The following is a 21,081-nucleotide window of genomic DNA, read 5'->3' as shown; positions in this document are numbered from 1 at the left end:
CCGCAGCAAGTCGGGTTAGGGCCAAAGCCGAGGTAGCCAATTCCCGGGAGCGCGAGGGCGATGGCCCTCGCACTTTCTCTTCGTGCCTTGTGTCGCGCCGATCAGGCGTCAGGCCTTCTGGTGAAATGGATGCTGAAACAAGTTCAGCATGACGAAGTCGGGACAGGATGATCAAGCCCGTAAGGGCGTGATCATTCTTCACCCATCCGCAGCGCCGCAATAAACGCCTCCTGCGGGATGGACACGTTGCCATACTCCCGCATCCGCTTCTTGCCTTCCTTTTGCTTGTCGAGCAGCTTCTTCTTGCGGCTGATGTCGCCGCCGTAGCACTTGGCGGTCACGTCCTTGCGCATGGCGCTGATGGTCTCGCGGGCGATCACCTTTGCGCCGATCGCGGCCTGGATGGGCACCTTGAACATGTGCCGGGGGATCAGTTCCTTGAGGCGCTCGACGAGGCCGCGGCCGCGGGCTTCGGCCTGGCTGCGGTGGACGATCATGCTCAGCGCGTCGACCGGCTCGTTGTTGACCAGGATGTTCATCATGACGAGGTCGCCCTCGCGCAGGCCGATCTGCTCGTAGTCGAAGCTGGCGTAGCCGCGGCTGATCGACTTGAGGCGATCGTAGAAGTCGAACACCACTTCGTTGAGCGGCAGTTCGTAGGTCACCTGGGCGCGGCCGCCGATGTAGGTGAGGTCGATCTGGATGCCGCGACGGTCCTGGCACAGCTTGAGGATCGAGCCCAAGTATTCGTCGGGCGTGTAGATCGTCGCCTTGATCCAGGGCTCTTCCATCTCGGCGATCTTGACCGGGTCGGGCATGTCGGCCGGGTTGTGCAGTTCCTTGATCGTGCCGTCGGTCATCAGCAGGCGGTAGACCACGGATGGCGCGGTGGTGATGAGGTCGAGATCGTATTCGCGGCTGAGGCGTTCCTGGATGATCTCGAGGTGGAGCAGCCCCAGGAACCCGCAGCGAAAGCCGAAGCCGAGTGCGGCGCTCGATTCCATCTCGAAGGTGAACGACGCGTCGTTGAGGCGCAGGCGGCCTATCGATTCGCGCAGCTTGTCGAAGTCGGCGGCGTCGACCGGGAACAGGCCGCAGAACACCACCGGCTGCACTTCCTTGTAGCCGGGCAGCGCCTGCGTCGCGCCGCCCTTCACGGTGGTGACGGTGTCGCCGACCTTGGCCTGTTCGACTTCCTTGATCTGTGCGGTGATGAAGCCGATCTCGCCGGGGCCGAGTTCGGGCAGGTCTATGCGCTTGGGGGTGAAGGCGCCGACGCGGTCGATCAGGTGCTCGGTGCCGCCTTGCATGAACTTGACCTGCAGGCCCTTGCGGATGACGCCGTCGATCACGCGCACGAGGATGACGACGCCCAGGTACGGGTCGTACCATGAATCGACCAGCATGGCGGTGAGGGGCTTGTCGCGCTCGCCCTTGGGCGGCGGGATCTTGGTGACGATGGCTTCGAGCACTTCGTCGATGCCGATGCCGGACTTGGCGCTGGCCATGACCGCGCCGCTGGCGTCGATGCCGATGATGTCCTCGATCTCGGCGCGGACCTTTTCGGGCTCGGCGGCGGGGAGATCGATCTTGTTGATGACGGGGACGATCTCGTGGTCGTGCTCGATCGACTGGTAGACGTTGGCGAGCGTCTGCGCCTCGACGCCCTGTGCTGCGTCGACGACGAGGAGCGCGCCCTCGCACGCGGCGAGGCTGCGGCTGACCTCGTAGGCGAAGTCGACGTGGCCGGGGGTGTCCATGAGGTTGAGGGCGTAGGTCAGCCCGTCCTTGGCGGTGTAGTTCAGGCGCACCGTCTGCGCCTTGATGGTGATCCCGCGCTCCTTCTCGATGTCCATGTTATCAAGGACTTGCGCCGACATCTCGCGCGCGGTCAGCCCGCCGGTGCGCTGGATCAGGCGGTCGGCGAGGGTCGACTTGCCATGGTCGATGTGGGCAATAATGCTAAAGTTACGGATCAGGCTGAGTTCGGTCATGGCGCGCCGTTAGCACCCAGCCACCAACATGTCAGCCTGCCTTGCGAAACGCCCCACCCTCCGCAACCTCCCGCACGACCCGAGGCGGCACAAACAGCACCGATCCGCTGGCGTCTACGGGCAGAGGCCTGTCGAGTTCCACGCCCATGCGGTCCTCGTCACACCAGCGGCAGGTCGCGAGGACCTGCAGCCCATCGGCCAGTTGAACCTCGAATACCGTACCGGGAGGCACGTTCCACAATCCCTCGATCATCGCACCATTACGCGAGATGTTGCGCACCGTGCCTTCGTATTCCTGCCCTTCGCAATCGAGCCGCACCTTGCGCAACATCGTCTGGCGCGGCGCCCGGGCAGAGCGCGGGCCTGTGGCCTTCGCGGAAAGCCCCGCCGCGAGACGAACCATGGTATCGGCGCTGCTCAGCGGCTTTTCATAGATGTAGCCTTGCACGTGGCTGCAACCAAGAACGCGCACAAGGTCGAGTTCGTCCAGCGTCTCGACGCCTTCGGCGGTGGTTTCCATCCCCAGCGCTTCCGCAAGGCTGACGATCGAGGCGATGATCGCACCATTGCGACTACCTTCCACCGTCGCACCGCGCACGAAGCTCTGGTCGATCTTGATCTTGTCGAACGGAGCGCTCTTGAGATAGCCAAGCGAGGAATAACCGGTTCCGAAATCGTCCAGTGCCAGTCGCACACCCACACGCTTGAGGGCGGCAAACATGGGTTCGGTCGCCTTTTCTTCCCCAAGGAATACGCTTTCGGTAATCTCCAACTCGAGCCGGTGCGGCAAGACACCGGCCGCCGCGAGCGCGCTGGTGACGATGGACGGCAAGGCCGGATTGGCGAATTGCAATGGCGAGACGTTCACCGCCACGCGTACCTCGTCGGGCCACTGGGCCATGTCATGGCAGGCGGTTCGCAGCGCCCACTCGCCAATCTGTGGGATGAGCCCCGCCTCCTCTGCCACCGGCACGAACTTGGCCGGCGAGAGGTAGCCGAAACGAGGGTGGTTCCAGCGCAATAGCGCCTCCAATCCGGTGATCCGCTCGGTGGTGACGCGGACTTGCGGTTGATAGTAGAGTTCCAGGCTACCCTGCGCGATCGCGTCACGCAGATCCTGCTCCAGTTGCTGGCGTTCCTGCGCATCGCTGTGCAGATCGTGGGCATAGAAGTGATGGCGCCCTCGCCCCCCGTCCTTGGCGGCATAAAGCGCAAGATCGGCGTTGCGGATCAGTTCTTCGCAGGTGCTACCATCGTCCGGGGAGAGAGCGACACCCAGCGAGGCGCCGATGCTGATGCGCGCGCCGTCGATCGAATATGGCTGCGACAGGTTCTCGATGATCCGGCGCGCCAGGTTCGCCAGTTCGTCACGCGCGCGGCGGCCCGGCAGGATAACCTTGAACTCATCGCCACCCAGCCGCCCCACTTGTCCGCTGGTGCCTACGGTGCTGCGCAGGCGATCGGCCACTTGTTTTAGCAGCGCATCACCGGCGGGATGGCCCATCGTGTCGTTCACCTGCTTGAACCGATCGAGATCGAGCAGGAACACCGCGCATGCCTTGTTCTCGACCCGTGGCGCTTCCAGGATCTTCTCAAGCCACTCGGCCATCTGAAAGCGGTTTGCCAACTTGGTCAGCGAATCGGAGCGTGCCAGTTCGACGACATGGCGCTGCGACTTGCGGGTTTCGGTCAGATCGGTGCCCGATCCGCGAAAACCCAGAAAGTTGTTGAACTGGTCGATCACCGGCCGCCCGGTGATCGACCACCAGCGTTCCTCTGCCTCGGACGTCGCTGCGCGAACCGGCAGCTCGTGAAAAGATGAGCGGGTGGACAAGTGAAACACCAAGGTGCGTTCGCTTTCCATCTGCTGGTTCTCGAGTACGAAGATTTCGGTGAAGGGCCTGCCCTCGAGCGTGGCTTGCGATTTGCCGAGCAGCTTGGCGATGCGATGCGAAACGTAGGTCAGGTGGCCACGCCGATCCGTTTCCCAGAACCAGCCTTGTCCGGTATCCTCGTATTCGGCCAGCAGCTCCTCGGCGCGGCGTTGTTCATGCTGGCGCTCGGCACGCGCCTGGGTCTCGAATGCCATGCGGCCGATGTCGCGCCAGGAGACGAAAAGGCCGATGGCGATACCCAGGATCAGCAAGCCCGGGGCGGCAAGGCTGCCGCTCAATACGCAAGGGCCGAGCCACAATCCGAGGGTAGCGGCGACGTTCGAAGTCAACCGGCCATCGAGCAACGCCATCGCGACGACCGACAGGATTGCAATCGCGCCAAGCGATACGACCCAGTTGCCGCCATCGGGCAGAACCGCCCAGTGTGCCGCACCGATCCCGAACAGCGCGGTGGGCAAAGCGATCGTCGCAACGACAAGCGGATAGCGCCACCATTCGCTGCCCTGACCCGCCGCCTGCACCTGGGTTATCACAGGCACGGCGCCGCAGATGCCGATCGCAGCGACCATCGAGACCAGCGACGTCCAGCCCGGAAGCGACCAGGATGCCAATGCGATCAGCAGAAGCGCTGCAATAAAGGCCGGGCCCATCAGCCGCCACTTGCCGGGAACCAGGTCGCGCAGGGGATCCTCGATTCGCTTGATTGCCGGCTTGAGTGCACCCATACGTGGTTTGCGACGGCGATCCGCCTCAGCGCGTGCGATCGTCGGCGTCTCGGTCGCCGGCGTTGCGGCGGTTTTTGCATGCACTGCAGGCGCGACAAGGCGCTTTCGGATCGAACTGGAGCCATCGCCATTCATCGTCATGGATTGCACCATGCACTGGTTGCGCTTGCCAATCGGTTAAGCCTGCATCGGGCCGACGCGCCCGCCGGTTCGCCACACCACCGTCAGGTCACACCCGTGAACGCTTTGCGCTTGCCAGACCGTCGGGCACCATGCTTGCTAGCGTCCTAGAGCGCCAAAAAAATGGGCGCCAAGGGAGAACTCACGCCATGGCATCACACGCATGAGGCAGATCGCGATCGTCGGCTCAGGTCCGGCTGGATACTATACCGCCGAAGCCGCGCTCAAGCTGTGGGGCGAACAAGTGCGGGTCGACGTCTACGATAGCCTGCCGGTGCCGTTCGGGCTCATCCGCAGCGGCGTGGCGCCCGATCACCAGTCGATCAAGGCGGTCTCGCGCCGCTATGAGACGACCGCATTGACGGGCAACGTCCGGTTCCTGGGTAACGTCAAGATCGGCAGCGACCTCACCATTCCCGAACTGCAGGACCTGTACGACGCGGTAATCCTCGCCACCGGCGCACCGCACGACCGCAAGCTGGGGCTACCCGGCGAGGAGCTGACCAACGTGTTCGGCAGCGCCTCGTTCGTCGGCTGGTACAATGGGCATCCAGGCTTCGCCGGGCTCGATCCGCATCTGGCGCATCAAACCGCGGTGGTGATCGGCAACGGCAACGTCGCGCTCGACGTGGCGCGCATCCTGGCGAAGTCGCAGGACGAGTTTGCCGGCAGCGACATCGTCGCCCACGCGCTCGACGCGCTGGCCAAGGCGAAGATCGAGCGGATCGTCGTGCTCGGCCGGCGCGGCCCGCACCAGATCGCAATGACGCCCAAGGAGCTTGGCGAACTGGGTCATCTGTCTCGCGCCTGCCCCATCGTCGATCCGGCGGACCTGCCTGACTTGGCCGAGGATGCCGCGCTCGATCCCGGCCAGCGCAAGTCGGTCGCGCATCTGCGTGCCTTTGCCGATCGGCCTGTAGAGGAATGTTCGGCAAAGGCGGTGCGGGTCGAGTTCGACTTCTTCGCTTCGCCCGTGGCCATCACCGGCACCGACCGGGTGGACTCGATCACCGTCGAGCGCACCGAACTGGTCGAGGGCCGCCCGGTCGCAACCGGCGAGACTTACGACATCCCCGCCGGGCTGGTGGTCGCCTGTATCGGCTATCAGACTTCGCCGATCCCCGACGTGCCGTTCGACGACAAGGCCGGACGCTTCGCCAACGAGGATGGGCGCATCCAGCCCGGTCTCTACTGCGTCGGCTGGGCGCGGCGTGGCCCCACCGGAACCATCGGCACCAACCGCCCGGACGGCTACGCGATCATCGAGAAGGTGGCCGAGGATATCGGCGCAGGTGCGGACAAAGCCGGCGGCAAGGGCTTCGACGCGATCGCCGCCGCCCGCGACCTCAAGATCGTGCGCTTTCGCGACTGGAAAAAGATCGAGGAGGCCGAAATCGCCAACGCTCGCGCCGGCTCCCCGCGTGAGAAGTTCGTGCTGGTCCAGGAGATGATTGCCGCGACACAGGGTTGAACGGCGCCCTCACCCACTTGGATGGTAAAAGTCGTAAATCGCCTGCGCCACCGCCGCACTCACACCCGGAGCATGCTGCAAGTCCTGCAGGCTCGCCGCGCGCACCCTTCCCGCCGTGCCGAAATGCAGCAGCAGCGCCCGCTTCCGGGCCGGGCCAATGCCGGGAATCTCATCCAACGGGCTGGCGGTGATCGCGCGGCTGCGCTTGGCGCGGTGGGCGCCGATGGCGAAGCGGTGGACCTCGTCGCGCAGGCGCTGGAGGTAGAACAGCAGCTGTGAGTTCTCCGGCAGCATCTTCTCGCGTCCGTCGGCGAAGTGGAACACCTCGCGTCCCTCGCGGCCGTGGTGCGGGCCCTTGGCGATGGCGATCAGCACGATGTCCTCGATCCCGAGCTCGTCGATCACGCTGCGCACCGAGCTCATCTGCCCCTTGCCGCCATCGATCAGCACCAGGTCGGGCCAGGTGCCGCCCTCGCGATCCGGGTCCTCCTCCATGATGCGGCCGAAGCGGCGGGCCATGACCTCGCGCATCATCGCGTAGTCGTCGTCGGTCTGTGCGCTCTTTATGTTGAACTTGCGGTACTGGGCCTTGATGAACCCCTCCGGACCCGCGACCACCATCGCCCCCAGCGCCTTGGTGCCCGAGATGTGGCTGTTGTCGTAGACCTCGATCCGCTTCGGGATCTCCGGCAGCTCGAGGAACTCGGCGAGGTCCGCCATCACCTTGGCCTGGGTGCCGCGCTCCGCCAGGCGCCGGTCCAGCGCCTCGACCGCGTTGCGCGTGGCCTGTGCCATCAGGTTGCGCCGATTGCCGCGCTGGGGAACCGAGATTTCGACCTTGCCGCCCGCGCCTTCGCGGAACGCCTCGGCCAGCAGATCCGCCTCGGGCAGTTCGCGATCGACCAGGATCGTGCGCGCTGGCGGCACCTCCTCGTAGAACTGCGCCAGGAACGCGGTCATGATCTCCGCCTCGGACAAGCCCTCGGTATGGGTCGGGAAGAACGCCCGGTGGCCCCAATTCTGGCCGCCGCGGATGAAGAACGCCTGCACCCCGACATGCCCGCCCTTACAGGCCATCGCGAATATGTCGGCGTTGTCCATGCCCTCGGCGTTGATCGCTTGGCTGCCCTGGATGAAGGTCGCTGCGCGCAGCCGGTCGCGCAGCATCGCCGCGCGCTCGTAGTCGAGCGCCTGCGCCGCCTCGGCCATCTGGCTTTCGATCTTCTTCTGCACCGCGCTGGACTTGCCGCCCAAGAAGTCCTTCGCCTCGCGCACCAGCTCGCCGTAACCTTCGCCGTCGATGCGCCCGACGCACGGCGCCGAGCAGCGCTTGATCTGGTACAGCAGGCACGGCCGGTCGCGCCGCGAGAAGAAGCTGTCGGTGCAGCTGCGTAACAGGAACAGCTTCTGCAGCGCGTTGATGGTGGTGTTCACCGAGCCCGCGCTGGCGAACGGGCCATAATAGTTGCCCTTGGCGTTGCGCGCGCCGCGATGCTTGGTGATGCGCGGGAAGGCATGTTCCGAGCGCAGCAGAATGAAGGGAAACGACTTATCGTCGCGCAGCAGCACGTTGTAGGGCGGGCGGAAGCGCTTGATCAGCTGCGCTTCCAGCAGCAGCGCCTCTGCCTCGGAGTTGGTGGTGACGATCGTCATGCTGCGCGTTTGGCTGACCATGCGCTGCAGGCGGCCGGTCAGCCGCTCCCACTGAGTATAGTTGGCGACGCGGTTCTTCAGCGCGCGCGCCTTGCCGACATAGAGGACGTCGCCCTTGGCATCCTGCATGCGGTAGACGCCCGGACACGGCTTGAGCGTGCGCACGGTGTCGCGGATCACCTCGACGCCGGCCTTCAAGTCGGGCTGGTCGGAGCCGCGTACGGTATAGGTCGCACGGTCTTCGTGGAAACGTTCGGTGCCTTTGGGCAAATCGGGCCTGCCGGCGGGGGTTCGAGTCATGAGCGCGATTTAGGAGCGGTGGGACGAAAAGGGAACTGCACCGCAAGCGGTTATCACGCCAAACCGCCGCAGCTTGCGCCGGGCACGTCGCAACGCTTCCCTTTTGCCATCGCGATAGCTATGTGCCGCCCCGATGATGAACAAGACGAACGGAAACTGATCGCCTATGGCGAAAGAAGAACTCCTCGAGATGCGCGGCAAGGTAGTTGAACTACTGCCGAACGCGATGTTCCGGGTGGAGCTGGAAAACGGCCACGAAGTCCTCGGCCACACCGCCGGCAAGATGCGAAAGAACCGCATCCGCGTGCTGGTGGGTGACGAGGTCTTGTGCGAACTTACCCCCTACGATCTCACCAAGGCGCGGATCACCTATCGGTTCATGCCGGGTCGTGGCGGCCCCGGCCAGTTCGGCTGAGGCCGGTTCCGAGCGCAGACATGGATGGTAAGCAGATCGAAGCCGGAGAGCGAACCGCTCCCCGGCTTATCCTTGCGTCCGCCAGCCCGCGCCGCCGCGAACTGATCGCGCGGCTTGGCCTGGTGCCGGACGCCATCGCCGCCGCCGACATCGACGAGACACCCGCCCCGCAAGAACTGCCGCGCGTCTATGCCAAACGCATGGCGCGCGAAAAGGCTTTGGCGGTCCCGGGCGGCGACGATCATGTGCTGGCCGGCGACACGGTCGTCGCGCTTGGCCGGCGGATCCTGCCCAAGGCCGAGGATGAGGCGACCGCGCGCCGCTGCCTCGAACTGCTCTCCGGCCGGCGCCATCATGTGCTCTCCGCCGTGGCACTCAAGGCGCCGGACGGCTCCTTGCGCGAACGGATCAGCGATACCGTCGTGCGCTTCAAGCGATTGAGCCCTCAGGAGATCGACGCATACATCGCCGGGGGCGAGTGGGACGGCAAGGCCGGTGGCTATGCCATCCAGGGCAGCGCCGAAGGCCTGATCGCGGCGATCGCCGGCAGCCATTCGGGCGTGGTCGGCCTGCCGCTGTTCGAAACGCGCGCCCTGTTGCGCGCCGCCGGTTTCACGATTGCCTGACGCCGTCTGGCTGGTCGAGCGGGGCATCGGTGAAGACCGGGCCATCCTGATCGAAGCCGGCGAGGTCTGCGCCGCACGGATCCAGCGCCCTGGCCGCCTCGCCCCCGGATTGATCGCCGACGCCAAGCTCATCTCCCGCACCGCCGGAGCACGCCGTGGCACGCTGCTGTTCGACAATGGCGAAGAAGCGCTGGTGGACGGCCTGCCCATTGACGCCCGCGAGGGTGCACCGTTTCGCGCGCTTGTCACACGTGCCGCCATCGCCGAGATTGGCCGGTACAAGCGCGCGCAGGCTCGTCCGACAGACGCCGCTCCTCGCTCCGCGCCCGCGCTGGATCAATCCTTGCAGGCAGACGGCACATCGGTGCGCGTGGTGCGCCGCTTCGCTCCGGACGAATGGCCCTACATCATCGAGGAAGCGCACGATGGTACGATCGCTTTTGATGGCGGCACGCTGGTGCTCAGTCCCACGCCGGCGATGACATTGATCGATGTCGACGGCACCTTGCCACCCGCACGCCTCGCCATGGCGGCAGTTCCCGTCGTCGCCAGGGCGCTGCACCGACTCGACATCGCCGGATCGATCGGCATCGACTTCCCCTCGATCGAAGGACGCGCCGAGCGTCGCGCGCTTGACGAGGCACTAGGATCCGCTTTGGTCGACTGGCCGCACCAGCGCACCGCGATCAACGGCTTCGGCTTCGTCCAGTTGGTCGCGCGACTCGAACGCCCCTCGATCCTGGCCGAGATTCGCCAGGATCCAGCCCGAGCAGGCGCCTTGCAGCTCTTACGACGGATCGAGGATGTTGCCGCCCCGGGCATGATCCTGGCTACCGCCCATCCCGACGTGATGGCTGCACTTACCCCGGTGTGGAAGGCCGAAGTGGAGAGGCGCACCGGGCGCGCCGTCCGCTGGCAGGCCGACGCAGGCCTTGCGCCGCTGGGCGGCTTCGCCCAGGCGGTGCCATCATGAGTCGACCGAACCGCCCCTGCCCGATCTGCGGCAAACCCCGCCAAGCCGAGCACACGCCATTCTGCTCCACGCGCTGCCGCGATCGCGACCTGCTTCAGTGGCTCGACGACGGCTACGCCCTGCCCGGTCGCCCGACGACCGATCCAGCCAAGGATGACGACGAAGACGCGTGATCGCACGATCGCCGAATCTGGGGTTGCCAAGGCGGATCGCCTTCGCCATAGGCGCTGCTCCAACCGCTGGACGCTCCTTAACAGGCACAAGTCCGGCGATGCCCGGGTAGCTCAGTTGGTAGAGCACGTGACTGAAAATCACGGTGTCGGCGGTTCGAATCCGTCCCCGGGCACCAGTTGGGCTATCGCATAGGTCGCCCTGCCCTTTACAACACTGCAGCAATCCACGTTTTTCGAACCACTGGTCGCGTATTCGAGCGCCGAGCGGATACTGGAGCCTGTCTTTCCAAGATAGCTGCGCATCACCGTTACTAGGTCGAGCGTGATAAGCGGACGGCCAAGCTGAGACGCCAGCCAGCGCGCCAACATCGTCTTACCGACCCCCGGGTAGCACCCGCAGTTCATGCATGTGTGTCACTGGCCTGGCTTCCAACCGCTCGGCAAGACGCAGCGACCGGCGTCATAAGTGCCGACGGTCCTGATCACTTCGGCTCGCTCTGGTTCGATGCGGCGACCGGAGATCTGCGCATCGAGCACTCGACGAACCGCATCGGCAAGGCTCGTCACCTTATAGCAATCGATCGCCGGTGGAGCATGCGCGTTGCCGATGCCGCTATCGTCAGTGAGAAAGAGATAGCGAGACTGCGTGAGCGCAGCAGCCGCACGCATGATGTACTCCGCCCCTCCGTTGGTGTCGGACGAGGCGACCGGCACGATTTGCACCCGCTTCTCTCGGAGTGCCTCGGCTGCCTGCCAGCTGGATGCCACGTCGTCTGCGTGCGGCGGTGCATCTGCGACCCACAACAGTGACTTTACCGCATCCGGACGCCACTTCAGAGCGGCCGCCCGCGCCAGTGCCTGCTCCACTGCTTCCGGCGTGTCGCCCCCTCCGCCCGCACTCAAGCCCCCTAGATCGCGCTGCAGTCTCGCGAGGTCACCCGTGAAAGGAAAGGTGCGCGTCACATACTCATCGCCCTTGTCGCGATAGGCCACGAGCGCGACACGCAGGCTTAAACCAGGATGCGCTGCATGAACTCGGTCGAGGATCGCCCGCAACTCCTCTCGCAAGAAGGCGATTTCGTCACCCATGCTACCAGTGGTGTCGAGCACGACCGCCAGATCGAGCGACTCAACCGCGCGTGGCGCACCACGTACCGTCATCGTTTGCATCGCTCCGCCTCGTCCTGACAGATCGATGCTTCGCGAGTCACCTCCAGGTACAAGCACCCTAACCTTGGCTCCGAGCTGATCGAGTCCTGGGAAAAATACTGCGCGACCGTCCGCGACTGTCGCCAGGGTCAACGTATTTCCATCTGCGCAGGTTAGCGTTACCGGGGCGAAAGGGACGGGTCGGCCCGCAGGGTCCTGAACGGCAATGGTGAGGACGCTGCTCGTATCGACACGAGGTACACCCGCGAGCGGTTCCGACGCGAGAAACCGCTCGACATAATTCGCGTAGAGCTCCGGGTTGAGCAAATCGTCATGCTCACCGGCAGTAAGGAGTCCTGCTCCTGGCCGCTGGCTCGGCGCACGAGGTGCGAATGCGGAACCGCCTTTCACCGCCTCCTCCAGATCGGCGCCAGCGCTCGACGCGGTCGTGGCAGCGCCTACTCTCCTGCTGGTCACGACCACATCAGCGCCCGTCTCCCCTGCCACGGGGGATGCAGCTGGCGGCGGCGGTGGTGGCGGTGGTGGCGGTGGCGGTGGCTCGGACACCGCAGCGATCGCCGGCCGGCCCACAGAGCCCTTGCCTGACGCTCTTGCCTGCTGCGGCTTCGCTATGGGAGGCTCTGGGACCAGCGTCGGAAGGTGAGCTGCACGCCGACACATACCGGAAGCTGCAACCGGACCCTGCATCGTCTCTGCGTAAGCTGGAACAGGAGGCACAAGCAGCAGAGTAACCGCAACGATAGCTTGTATGCGCATTCGTGTTCCCCCGACAGATCCGGCCAGCATCGTGAACCTGGCGGATCTGGTCTATGCTTTGATTACGCCATCGCCGTTGCAAGTCGAGGAACTAGTGATCTCGCATTTGGCCCGCTCCAACAAGGTTGCTGGCGCGTTTCTGCACGAGGTGGCTCAATCGGGCAGCGGCGCGGCCGCCTTGGTCAGATCCAGCACTTGCAAGGTCCGCGGCCCCGCCGCTCGCTTGATGAGCGAGCCGATTGGCGCAAGGTGCTGTGCGCGCCAGGTGAGGCGCTCCACCCGGTACAGCCCAGGCTGGCCGGGCGCGAGCGCAAGCGGTGCATAACGGCGAGCGGCGATGCGCTTCACGAACGGTTCCGTCCAGCGCAGGTCGCGATTGCCGCGCAGCACGTCAACTTCGGACACGCTGCCGTCGGCTGCCACCATGTAGCCGATGTCGGCCCACTGTATCGGTGAAGCCTCGCTAGAGGCCGGCGCCGCCCGGTTCGGCTCCCAGTAACGTGCGGCCTCCTGCGCGGCGGCTTGATCGGCAGTTGGGTCAGCTTCAGGCTCGTGCAGCAGCACCGGCGCCACGATCGCTTCGGTGCGCAGCGTGGCAAGCAAGTTCTCGATCCCGCCTTCCTCACCTCGCGCCGAGGCAATGCGGGCGCCCAAGACCGCCCGCAACTGCGCAACGGCGGGATCGTTCGCCGCGGGCATCGCTGCCACCGTACGCAGTCGGCTCTCACTCAGTTGCAGGTTCTTGCGCGAGAAAGCCATATAAGCACCCCGCAACGCTGCCAGGGCCGCCAGCCGCGGTTGTTGCGCCTCCCCATAGCCACGTTCCGCAGCGGCATACCGCCGTTCCGCTTCACGCCAGTCGCCTCGTGCAGCGTAATAGTCTCCTTGTTCTATGCTGAGCAGTAGCACCTGCGGATCGTTGGGCGGCAGATTATCCCGCAGCGTCTTGGATTGCCCGACAAGCGCGGTACGATGCGCGTCCATGTCACCACGATGTAGGCTTACCGTACCGCTCGCCTCGTAGAGGGCGGCAACCATCCGCGGATACGTTTTTGCAGCGCCCTTATTGCGCCCTATGGCGGTCTGAAGCGTATGCTGCGCGCCGTTGTAGTCGCCATTGGCGAACTGCGCCTCGGCAAGGGCGATCGACAGGCGGATGTCCTCGGAGGTGGGGCAGCCTTTAGCGAGGCACGTGTTTAGCGCGGCATCAATTCGCTGGGCTCTGACCACGATTTCAGAAGTCGGTGTCGCGGCCGCTGCCTGCGCCGCGAGGACCAGAACGATGGATGTGAGCATCGCGTTTCCTGGGACACTAAGCGGCTAATGGTGACACTCCCATCGGGTTTGACAAGAGTTTTGAGCACCTGTCGACCGCCTTGGACAGCCCTTCCGGACTTGGTTCACCGGGCGGTCATTGCAGTACCACCCCGTCCGATCGGCGGGCTGGCGCCGCGTTGCATGAAGTGATCTGCTTGCCGCGAAACCTGCGTTGGCTGCGATCCCAGCCCCTTGGTGCACGTCGGTCGCAAAATGTCGCTGCGGCGCGATCATGCCTTGCCCGGTTCGAGAAACGGTTCGATACGCAAGCTGATCTATACCGAGGCGAATAATTTGACGTTCCGACGCTCCGTTGCGGGTGGCTGCCAACCCGGGGCTGGCGCCGCCCGATCTTCCATGTCCTTTTTTGGTGTGACGGTACTGTGCGTCGCGCTCCTGTCCGGATGCGGCAAATCCGACGACGAAAAGCGCCAGAAGCCTCCGCCCAAAGTAGGTTTCATGGTTGCCGCACCCAGTGCGGTTCCGCAATCGGCGACGCTTGGCGGGCGAACCGTCGCGTTCGAGACCAGCGAAGTGCGCCCCCAGGTGGCCGGCGTGATCCAGCGGCGGTTGTTCACCGAAGGCAGCTATGTGCGCGCCGGGCAGCCGCTATTTCAGATCGACCCCAGTTTGTACCGCGCCAGCGTCAACCAGGCGGAAGCCAATCTACAAAGCGCCCGGGCGAGCGCCGCAGCAGCCATCGCCAAGGCAGAGCGCTACAAACCCCTGGCTGCGATGGAAGCGGTCGCGGCACAAGATTATACCGATGCCGCCGCGCAAGCCCGCGTCGGTCGCGCGACCATCGCCCAGAACGCCGCCGCGCTCGAAACCGCGCGCGTGAACTTGCGCTTCACTACAGTGCCCGCTCCGATCAGCGGCCGCATCGGACGCTCGCTGGTGACCGTCGGGGGGCTGGCCAGCAACAGCCAGACCACTCCGCTGGCGATTATCCAGCGTACCGATCCGATGTTCGTCGACATGCAGCAATCTGCCTCGGACTTGACCGCCCTGCGCCGCAAGCTGCGTAGCGGCGGGATCGAGGCCGGCAGCACGCAAGTCACGCTCAAGTTCGAGGACGGCAGCGATTATCCCTTGCCGGGAACCGTGCAGTTCTCGGAGGTCACCGTGAACCAGGATACCGGTACGGTAACCCTGCGGGCGCGCTTCCCCAATCCCCAGGGCATTCTGCTACCCGGCACTTTCGTCAACGCCGTGTTCAACCAAGCGGTCGAAAACAACGTATTCCTGATCCCGCAACAGGCGGTGCAGCGCGACTTCGATGGCTCGGCCTACCTCATGCTCGTCGGCGGCGACAACAAGGTCGTGCGCCGCAAGGTCGCAACCACACGCACCTACGGTAATTACTGGGTGGTCAGCTCCGGCATCAAGAAAGGCGACAAGTTCATCCTTCAGGGTCTCAACGGCCTGAAGCAGGGTGCGCAGGTCGTGCCCGTGGCTGCCAGTACGCCACAGGATCCAACCAAGACGGCCCCTTCGGACGCCCAGCAGCAGGGCCGATCCGGCGCTCAGAAGCGGGGCGGCTGAACCCTTGATCTCGCGCATATTCATCGACCGGCCGATCTTCGCCTGGGTCATCGCGATCATCGTCATGCTCGCCGGTGCCGGCGCGCTGACGATGCTGCCGAGCCAAGAATACCCGGACATCGCTCCGGTCCAAGTAAACATCACCGCGACGTACCCGGGCGCGCAGGCCGAGGCGATCGAGAACAGCGTCACGCAGGTGCTCGAGCAACAGCTTACCGGGATCGATGGCCTGCTGTATTTCAGTTCGCAATCATCGAACCGCGGCCGTGCCACCATCAGCGCGACTTTCGTGAAGGGCACCGATCCCGACATCGCGCAAGTGCAGGTGCAGAACCAGGTACAAAGCGCGATCCCGCGTTTGCCGCAGCAAGTGCAGCAGCAAGGCGTACGTGTCACGAAATCGAATCCCGATCAGTTGATGCTGGCGGCGGTGTATGATTCGACCGATACGCGATCGAACCAGGACGTCTCGGACTATCTCGCGTCGAACATCCAGGACCCCCTCTCGCGCATCAATGGCGTGGGTGACGTCAACGTCTACGGTGCACCACACGCCATGCGTATATGGCTCGACCCGCGCAAGTTGGCTGCGGTCAGCCTGATGCCCAGTGATGTCACGTCCGCCATTCAGACCCAGAACACCGAAGTCGCGGCGGGCGAAGTGGGCGGCACCCCCTCACCCGACGCGCAGATGCTCAACGCCACTGTTACTGCTCAGTCCCGGCTGCAGACGCCCGAGCAGTTCCGCGCGATCGTGATCAAGACGCAGCCGGACGGATCCACCGTGACCGTCGGCGATGTCGGGCGGGTCGAGATCGGCGCGGACAGCTATGCCGTGGTCAGCCGCGTCAACGGGCACCCTGGGGCTGGTATCTCCATCTCCCTGTCCCCCGGCGCGGACGCGCTGCGCACCGCCGAGGCGGTGAAGGCACGGATGAAGGAGCTGACTCGCGACATGCCCGAAGGGCTGGAATACGTTTACGGCAGCGACACCACCGCCTTCATTAAACTGTCGGTCGAGGAAGTCGAGAAGGCTCTGCTCGAGGCGATCGCGCTCGTCGTGGTGGTGATGTTCGTGTTCCTGCAAAGCTGGCGCGCCACGCTGATCCCGACCATCGCCGTGCCGGTCGTGCTGCTGGGCACGTTTGCGGTGTTCTATGTCGTCGGCTTCTCGATCAACACGCTCACGCTGTTCGGTCTTGTTCTGGCGATCGGCCTGCTGGTCGATGACGCGATCGTCGTGGTCGAGAACGTCGAGCGGCTGCTGGAAGAAAATCCGGGCATGAGCCCGCGAGAAGCGACGATCAAGTCGATGGACGAATTGACCGTGGCGCTGGTCGCGATCGCGTTGGTGCTGTCGGCCGTATTCCTGCCGATGGCTTTCTTCGGTGGGTCGACCGGCGTCATCTACCGCCAGTTCTCGCTCACCGTCATCACCGCGATGGTACTGTCGGTGCTGGTGGCGCTTATCCTCAGCCCTGCCCTGACCGCCACCTTACTCAAGGCCAAGACCGAGGAGAAGCAGCCAGGCTTCATGCGCCGCCATTTCCCGGCAGTAGGCGACCGGCTAGTGCAGTTCAGCGATGCGTTCAACCGCGGGTTCGAGCGGTTGAGCGATCGTTATGCCGGCACGGTCACCCGCACCGTCGATCGCAAATGGCTGTTCCTGCTGATCTATGCGGCGGTGGTCGCGATCATGGCGATCTTGTTCTTCCGCCTGCCAAGCGGGTTCCTTCCGACCGAGGACCAGGGCACGGTACAGGTCCAGTACCGCCTTCCGGCCGGCACCGTGCTCGGACGCACGCAAGTCGTGCAAAAAGAGATCGAACGCTATTTCCTGACCAAGGAAAAAGCCAATGTCGATGTCATGTTCACGGTTTCCGGCGGCGGACAGGGCGCAGCTGGACAGAACACCGGCAGCGGCTTCGTCAAGCTGAAGGACTGGTCGGATCGTTCCGGCAAGGAAAACAGCGCCGATGGCATCGTTCAGCGCGCGTCGAAATCCTTTCCGGCCTTGCGAGACGCTCAGGTCTTCGCGCTGGTTCCCGCAGCGGTCCGGGGTTTGGGTCAATCGTCCGGCTTCACGATGGAATTGCAGAATGCCAGCGGAATGACCCGCGCCAAGTTCGTGGAGGCGCGTGACAAGCTCCTCGCCGCAGCCAATGCCGATGAGCGACTGGCCGGCGTGCGCCTCAGCGATTTGCCCGACGTCGCCACCATGTCGATCAATGCCGATCCACAACGCGTCACCGCCTATGGTATCCGCCTCGCCGATGTGAACAGCACCCTGGCAACCGCATGGGGCGGCACATACGTCAACGATTTCATCGACAAGGGCCGCGTCAAGCGCGTGTATGTCCAGGGCGATGCACCTTACCGGACCAAGCCAGAGGATCTGGCTCAGTGGTACGTGCGGTCGAGCACGGGCGCGATGTCGCCCTTTTCCGCATTCGCGCAGACCGGCTGGTCGACAGTGCCCAGCACCACGTCCCGTTTCAACGGCATCCCGGCGTACGAATTCTCGGGCCAGGCCGCGCCTGGGGTGAGCTCGGGAACCGCGATGGACATCATGGAGGAACTTGCGAACAAGATCCCGGGCACCAGCGTCGCCTGGGCCGGTGCCTCGTTTCAGGAACGCCTGAGCTCTGGCCAAGGGCCCTTGCTCTACGGTCTGTCCCTAGTGGTCGTATTCCTGTGCCTGGCCGCGCTGTATGAAAGCTGGTCGATCCCGGTGGCAGTGCTGTTGATCATTCCGCTGGGCCTCGTCGGGGCCATATTCGCGGTCACGCTGCGGGGGCTGGAGAACGACGTCTATCTGCAGATCGGTCTGCTCACCACCATGGGCCTCGCCGCAAAAAATGCGATCCTGATGATCGAGTTCGCCGAACAGGCGGAAAGACAAGGCAAGCGGGTGATCGACGCTGCGGTAGAGGCCGCGCGCATCCGCCTGCGTCCGATCCTGATGACGAGCTTCGCCTTCATTTTCGGTGTCTTGCCATTGGCGCTCGCCACCGGGGCCGGTGCCAATAGCCGCGTGGCGATCGGTACCGCGGTCATCGGCGGCATGCTGACCGCTACGATCCTCGCGCTGTTCTACATCCCGCTTTTCTTCGTGCTCGTGCGCCGTGGCGTGAGGGATGGCATAGCTGCCGCGCGCGATCGGTTGGGCCACAAGGATCATGACGCTGACCACGATCCCGACGCGCCGGTTCGTGGCGATCGCGCGAATGGTGAGCCGGCATGATGCGTCAATCGCTTTTACGCTGTGTGGCGCCGTTCGTCGTTCTTTCCCTTGGCGCATGCTCGCTGGCGCCGAAGTATGTCGCGCCGACCCCACCGGTTCCCCAAGGCTGGCCGGTGGGCGACGCCTATCTTGCGCAGAGCGAAGCGCGGTTGCCGGTCGTTTCCTATACCGAGATCTTCCGTGATCCCCGGCTGCAGCAGCTCATTACCCTTGCGCTGGAGAACAACCGCGACATCCGCGTTGCCGCCGCAAACCTCGGCGAGGCTCGGGCGCAAGTGCGGGTGGTGCGTGCCGACCAGTTTCCCGCGATCGGCGCCAATACCTCGGCGACGTACGCGGATCGTGGCAACTCGAACGTCAACACTGGCACCAATGGCGGCACCGGCACGACGAGCGGCGCCACTCGCCGGTGGTCGTATTCGGTGCAAGGCGGTATCTCCAGTTTCGAACTCGATTTCTTCGGCAAGTACGCCAATGCTACCGAGGCGCAGCGCAATGCCGCGCTCGGTACCGAGGCTGCGGCACGTACCGTCCGCCTCGGCCTGATCGCGGATCTGGCGCAGACCTGGGCGACATATGCGGCCGATCGCGATCTGATGGGGGTTGCCGAGGCGACCGCCCGCAATGCGCAGCGCAGCGTCGAACTTACCCGATTGCGCCTGAAAGGTGGTGTCTCACCGCGAACCGACCTGCGCCAGGCTGAGCAGATTCTCGAGACCGCGCGTGGCGACCTGGCCGAGCAGCAAACGGCATTGGCGCAGGATGCCAACGTGATGCGCCTGCTCATCGGCGCAGAGTTCGACCAGACCCTGCTGCCCGGTGGCATCAGCGAAGTGCTCTCCTCGCTTGCGACGCTACCTGCGGGCACCAATTCGCAAGTGCTGCTGCGCCGCCCGGATGTTGTCCAGGCCGAGTACGATCTGCGCGCCGCCAATGCCGACATCGGCGTGGCTCGCGCGCAGCTGTTTCCTTCGATCACGTTGACCGGCCTGCTCGGGTTCGCCAGCACCGCGCTGGGATCGCTGTTCAAGGGCGGCGCGTTCAACTGGTCAGCCGGCGGCGGCGCCTCGTATTCGTTGTTCAACGCCGGCGGCCGGGTCGCCAATGTGGAAGCAAGCAAAGCCCGCCGCGATGCCGCAGTCGCCAGCTACGAACGCGCGATCCAAAGCGCATTTCGCGAAGTGGCCGATGCGCTTGCCGATCAGGGCACACTGGGCGAGCGGCTTCGCGCGGCGAGCGCCAACACGACCGCCGCAGCCGACACCGCGAAACTGACCGAGGCCCGCTATCGCTTTGGTGTCGACAGCTTCCTGTCGAGCCTCGACGCCCAGCGCAGCCTCTACACCGCGCAACGTGCGGAAGTATCAACCCGCCTCGCGCTCGCCACCAACCGCGTGACGCTCTATCGAGTGCTGGGTGGCGATGCCGCCACCGCCACCGCGCCCGGAGCGGAACCCCGCCCCTGACCGAAATCCGGGCGGTTTTGGCGACAGGGCCGCCCGACCCTAGCTGAAGTTCGGAATGACCTGCGGCAGGTCCGCAGTCGTGCGGATGCCGGCGGGGGCGGCGCAAACCACTGCGATGGCATTGACCGGGCGATGCGCGGTCAGTCCTGGTGTGAACGCCGCGTAGTCTTCCTCTGGCACCGGAAAATGGACGTCGACCAGCAGCGGCGTGTCGCCCTCGGTGTGCACCCGCCATCCCGAATCGCGCAAGTTCCAGCCCTCGTCCTCGATCTCGGTGGTGACATACCAGTTCGCGCGGAAACGCAGTACTTCGCGACCCCGATGCTTGCAGGTGATCGTGGTACGCATCGCTCCGACTGTGCCGGCCTCGACCGTTCCGGCCGCGATATGCAGCGTCTTCTTGGTGGCGGAGAGCTCGCCCTTCGCGGTGATCTCGTCGATCGGCAGCCCGATCGCTTCACCGATTTGTGACAGCGAACTTCCAAAGTCGCCCTTGAGATGCTCGGCACGCCGCTGATCGAACGGTGCCATCGGCTGGCCGAAACCCATGATCTGGAACAGCATCTCGGGCGAGTCACGGCTCGACACATCCGCATATTCATCGATCGTCAGCAGGTCGTGCCGGCGCGCGAGCGACAGCAGCGGAAGCACGAAAGCTTCGGTTATGAAGCCGGGGCTCGAACCGGTGCTGTAGATCGAGCTGTTGCCCTGCCGACAGGCCTCCTCGATCCGCACGCGATTGTCCGGTGCGATCATCGCCGGATAATGGAAATCGCCGCGCGTGGTAACGACGTTCTTGCCCGAGGCAAGGATCGCGCACAGTTCGTCCCAATCGGTACCCTGGCGCATGTAGAGGACGCAGTCGGCTTCGAGCGCGATGAGCTCGGCGGCGGAATCGGTGGCCTTAACCCCGATCTCGCGACCGAGACCCGCCAGATCGCCGGCATCCTTTCCGACCTTCGCCGGTGAACTGACCCACAGCCCCACCATCTCCATCGCCGGATGCTCGATCACGGTGCGCATCGCGCGGCTTCCGACATTGCCGGTCGCCCACTGAATCACGCGGTACTTGGTGTCTTCGGCCATTCGCATCTCTCCCGATCGCGCGTCGTGCGCTGATCCACCAGGCTCGGTTCTGGCAGGCCACTCCCGATGCCAGAGTATATCCTATAACCCGG

Annotated in this window: 15 protein-coding genes and 1 tRNA gene; 9 read left to right on the top strand and 7 right to left on the bottom strand. The window is 64.6% G+C overall.

The genetic code is table 11. The features are described 5' to 3' along the window. Positions 1–191: 191 nt before the first annotated feature. Both lepA and ACXJ1Z_RS12400 read right to left on the bottom strand, forming a co-directional pair. Positions 192–1,994, bottom strand: coding sequence for a translation elongation factor 4 (gene lepA, locus ACXJ1Z_RS12405; protein WP_463777017.1), 1,803 nt, complete (start codon positions 1,992–1,994; stop codon positions 192–194). Positions 1,995–2,025: 31 nt separating this feature from the next. Beyond that, positions 2,026–4,755, bottom strand: coding sequence for an EAL domain-containing protein (locus ACXJ1Z_RS12400; protein ID WP_463777016.1), 2,730 nt, complete (start codon positions 4,753–4,755; stop codon positions 2,026–2,028). Between the two features lie 202 nt (positions 4,756–4,957). Here ACXJ1Z_RS12400 and ACXJ1Z_RS12395 point away from each other — a divergent pair, with 202 nt between their 5' ends. After that, positions 4,958–6,265, top strand: a complete 1,308-nt coding sequence (locus tag ACXJ1Z_RS12395; protein WP_463777014.1) for an FAD-dependent oxidoreductase — start codon at positions 4,958–4,960, stop codon at positions 6,263–6,265. Between the two features lie 9 nt (positions 6,266–6,274). Here ACXJ1Z_RS12395 and uvrC read toward each other — a convergent pair whose 3' ends face one another. After that, complete coding sequence (uvrC, locus tag ACXJ1Z_RS12390) at positions 6,275–8,218, bottom strand: excinuclease ABC subunit UvrC (RefSeq protein WP_463777013.1); 1,944 nt, start codon at positions 8,216–8,218, stop codon at positions 6,275–6,277. A 166-nt stretch (positions 8,219–8,384) separates the two neighbouring features. On the opposite strand from uvrC, the gene infA reads away from it, so the two are divergent. From infA to ACXJ1Z_RS12365, 5 genes are all read left to right on the top strand, one after another. Beyond that, positions 8,385–8,633, top strand: a complete 249-nt coding sequence (gene infA, locus ACXJ1Z_RS12385) for a translation initiation factor IF-1 (protein ID WP_463777012.1) — start codon at positions 8,385–8,387, stop codon at positions 8,631–8,633. A gap of 20 nt (positions 8,634–8,653) precedes the next feature. Next, positions 8,654–9,259: a Maf family protein gene (locus ACXJ1Z_RS12380; protein ID WP_463777011.1), complete on the top strand. Its 606-nt coding sequence runs from the start codon at positions 8,654–8,656 to the stop codon at positions 9,257–9,259. Further along, complete coding sequence (locus tag ACXJ1Z_RS12375) at positions 9,252–10,232, top strand: Rne/Rng family ribonuclease (RefSeq protein WP_463777010.1); 981 nt, start codon at positions 9,252–9,254, stop codon at positions 10,230–10,232. Before ACXJ1Z_RS12380 ends, ACXJ1Z_RS12375 begins: the two co-directional genes overlap by 8 nt. Then, positions 10,229–10,405 (top strand): DNA gyrase inhibitor YacG, encoded by a 177-nt coding sequence (yacG, locus tag ACXJ1Z_RS12370; protein ID WP_463777008.1) that lies wholly within the window; start codon positions 10,229–10,231, stop codon positions 10,403–10,405. The genes ACXJ1Z_RS12375 and yacG overlap by 4 nt, the downstream gene beginning before the upstream one ends. A gap of 100 nt (positions 10,406–10,505) precedes the next feature. Then, positions 10,506–10,581 (top strand) — tRNA-Phe (locus tag ACXJ1Z_RS12365). Here the strand turns inward: ACXJ1Z_RS12365 and ACXJ1Z_RS12360 are convergent. The 3 genes from ACXJ1Z_RS12360 to ACXJ1Z_RS12350 all read right to left on the bottom strand — a co-directional run bounded on the left by ACXJ1Z_RS12360 (position 10,544) and on the right by ACXJ1Z_RS12350 (position 13,627). Further along, complete coding sequence (locus ACXJ1Z_RS12360; RefSeq protein WP_463781246.1) at positions 10,544–10,810, bottom strand: AAA family ATPase; 267 nt, start codon at positions 10,808–10,810, stop codon at positions 10,544–10,546. The genes ACXJ1Z_RS12365 and ACXJ1Z_RS12360 overlap by 38 nt on opposite strands. 9 nt (positions 10,811–10,819) lie before the next feature. Continuing rightward, entirely contained in the window at positions 10,820–12,037 is a 1,218-nt protein-coding gene (locus ACXJ1Z_RS12355) for a VWA domain-containing protein (protein WP_463777007.1), read from the bottom strand. A gap of 447 nt (positions 12,038–12,484) precedes the next feature. Next, positions 12,485–13,627 (bottom strand): hypothetical protein, encoded by a 1,143-nt coding sequence (locus ACXJ1Z_RS12350; protein WP_463777006.1) that lies wholly within the window; start codon positions 13,625–13,627, stop codon positions 12,485–12,487. Positions 13,628–14,005: 378 nt separating this feature from the next. Here ACXJ1Z_RS12350 and ACXJ1Z_RS12345 point away from each other — a divergent pair, with 378 nt between their 5' ends. From ACXJ1Z_RS12345 to ACXJ1Z_RS12335, 3 genes are read left to right on the top strand one after another with little or no spacing between them, the layout of a single operon-like run. Next, entirely contained in the window at positions 14,006–15,193 is a 1,188-nt protein-coding gene (locus ACXJ1Z_RS12345) for an efflux RND transporter periplasmic adaptor subunit (protein ID WP_463777004.1), read from the top strand. A gap of 7 nt (positions 15,194–15,200) precedes the next feature. Further along, positions 15,201–18,437 carry an efflux RND transporter permease subunit gene (locus tag ACXJ1Z_RS12340; protein ID WP_463781245.1) on the top strand — a complete coding sequence of 1,079 codons (3,237 nt, stop codon included), beginning with the start codon at positions 15,201–15,203 and terminating at the stop codon, positions 18,435–18,437. Next, a complete protein-coding gene (locus tag ACXJ1Z_RS12335; RefSeq protein ID WP_463777002.1) occupies positions 18,434–19,903 on the top strand; it encodes an efflux transporter outer membrane subunit in 1,470 nt (489 codons plus the stop codon). Before ACXJ1Z_RS12340 ends, ACXJ1Z_RS12335 begins: the two co-directional genes overlap by 4 nt. Before the next feature lie 39 nt (positions 19,904–19,942). Here ACXJ1Z_RS12335 and ACXJ1Z_RS12330 read toward each other — a convergent pair whose 3' ends face one another. Continuing rightward, on the bottom strand, positions 19,943–20,989 hold the full coding sequence (locus ACXJ1Z_RS12330) for an NAD(P)H-dependent amine dehydrogenase family protein (protein ID WP_463777001.1): 1,047 nt from the start codon (positions 20,987–20,989) through the stop codon (positions 19,943–19,945). Positions 20,990–21,081: the final 92 nt, after the last annotated feature.

This window comes from Novosphingobium sp. TK46 (assembly GCF_055361525.1).
This window is presented reverse-complemented; position numbering and strand designations above follow the sequence as displayed.

Coding starts and splice junctions, on each gene's coding strand:
- ACXJ1Z_RS12360 (WP_463781246.1), bottom strand. CDS start 10,810: ATGAACTGCGGGTGCTACCCGGGGGTCGGTAAGACGATGTTGGCGCGC.
- ACXJ1Z_RS12335 (WP_463777002.1), top strand. CDS start 18,434: ATGATGCGTCAATCGCTTTTACGCTGTGTGGCGCCGTTCGTCGTTCTT.
- ACXJ1Z_RS12330 (WP_463777001.1), bottom strand. CDS start 20,989: ATGGCCGAAGACACCAAGTACCGCGTGATTCAGTGGGCGACCGGCAAT.
- uvrC (WP_463777013.1), bottom strand. CDS start 8,218: ATGACTCGAACCCCCGCCGGCAGGCCCGATTTGCCCAAAGGCACCGAA.
- ACXJ1Z_RS12345 (WP_463777004.1), top strand. CDS start 14,006: ATGTCCTTTTTTGGTGTGACGGTACTGTGCGTCGCGCTCCTGTCCGGA.
- yacG (WP_463777008.1), top strand. CDS start 10,229: ATGAGTCGACCGAACCGCCCCTGCCCGATCTGCGGCAAACCCCGCCAA.
- ACXJ1Z_RS12350 (WP_463777006.1), bottom strand. CDS start 13,627: ATGCTCACATCCATCGTTCTGGTCCTCGCGGCGCAGGCAGCGGCCGCG.
- ACXJ1Z_RS12400 (WP_463777016.1), bottom strand. CDS start 4,755: ATGACGATGAATGGCGATGGCTCCAGTTCGATCCGAAAGCGCCTTGTC.
- infA (WP_463777012.1), top strand. CDS start 8,385: ATGGCGAAAGAAGAACTCCTCGAGATGCGCGGCAAGGTAGTTGAACTA.
- ACXJ1Z_RS12380 (WP_463777011.1), top strand. CDS start 8,654: ATGGATGGTAAGCAGATCGAAGCCGGAGAGCGAACCGCTCCCCGGCTT.
- lepA (WP_463777017.1), bottom strand. CDS start 1,994: ATGACCGAACTCAGCCTGATCCGTAACTTTAGCATTATTGCCCACATC.
- ACXJ1Z_RS12395 (WP_463777014.1), top strand. CDS start 4,958: ATGAGGCAGATCGCGATCGTCGGCTCAGGTCCGGCTGGATACTATACC.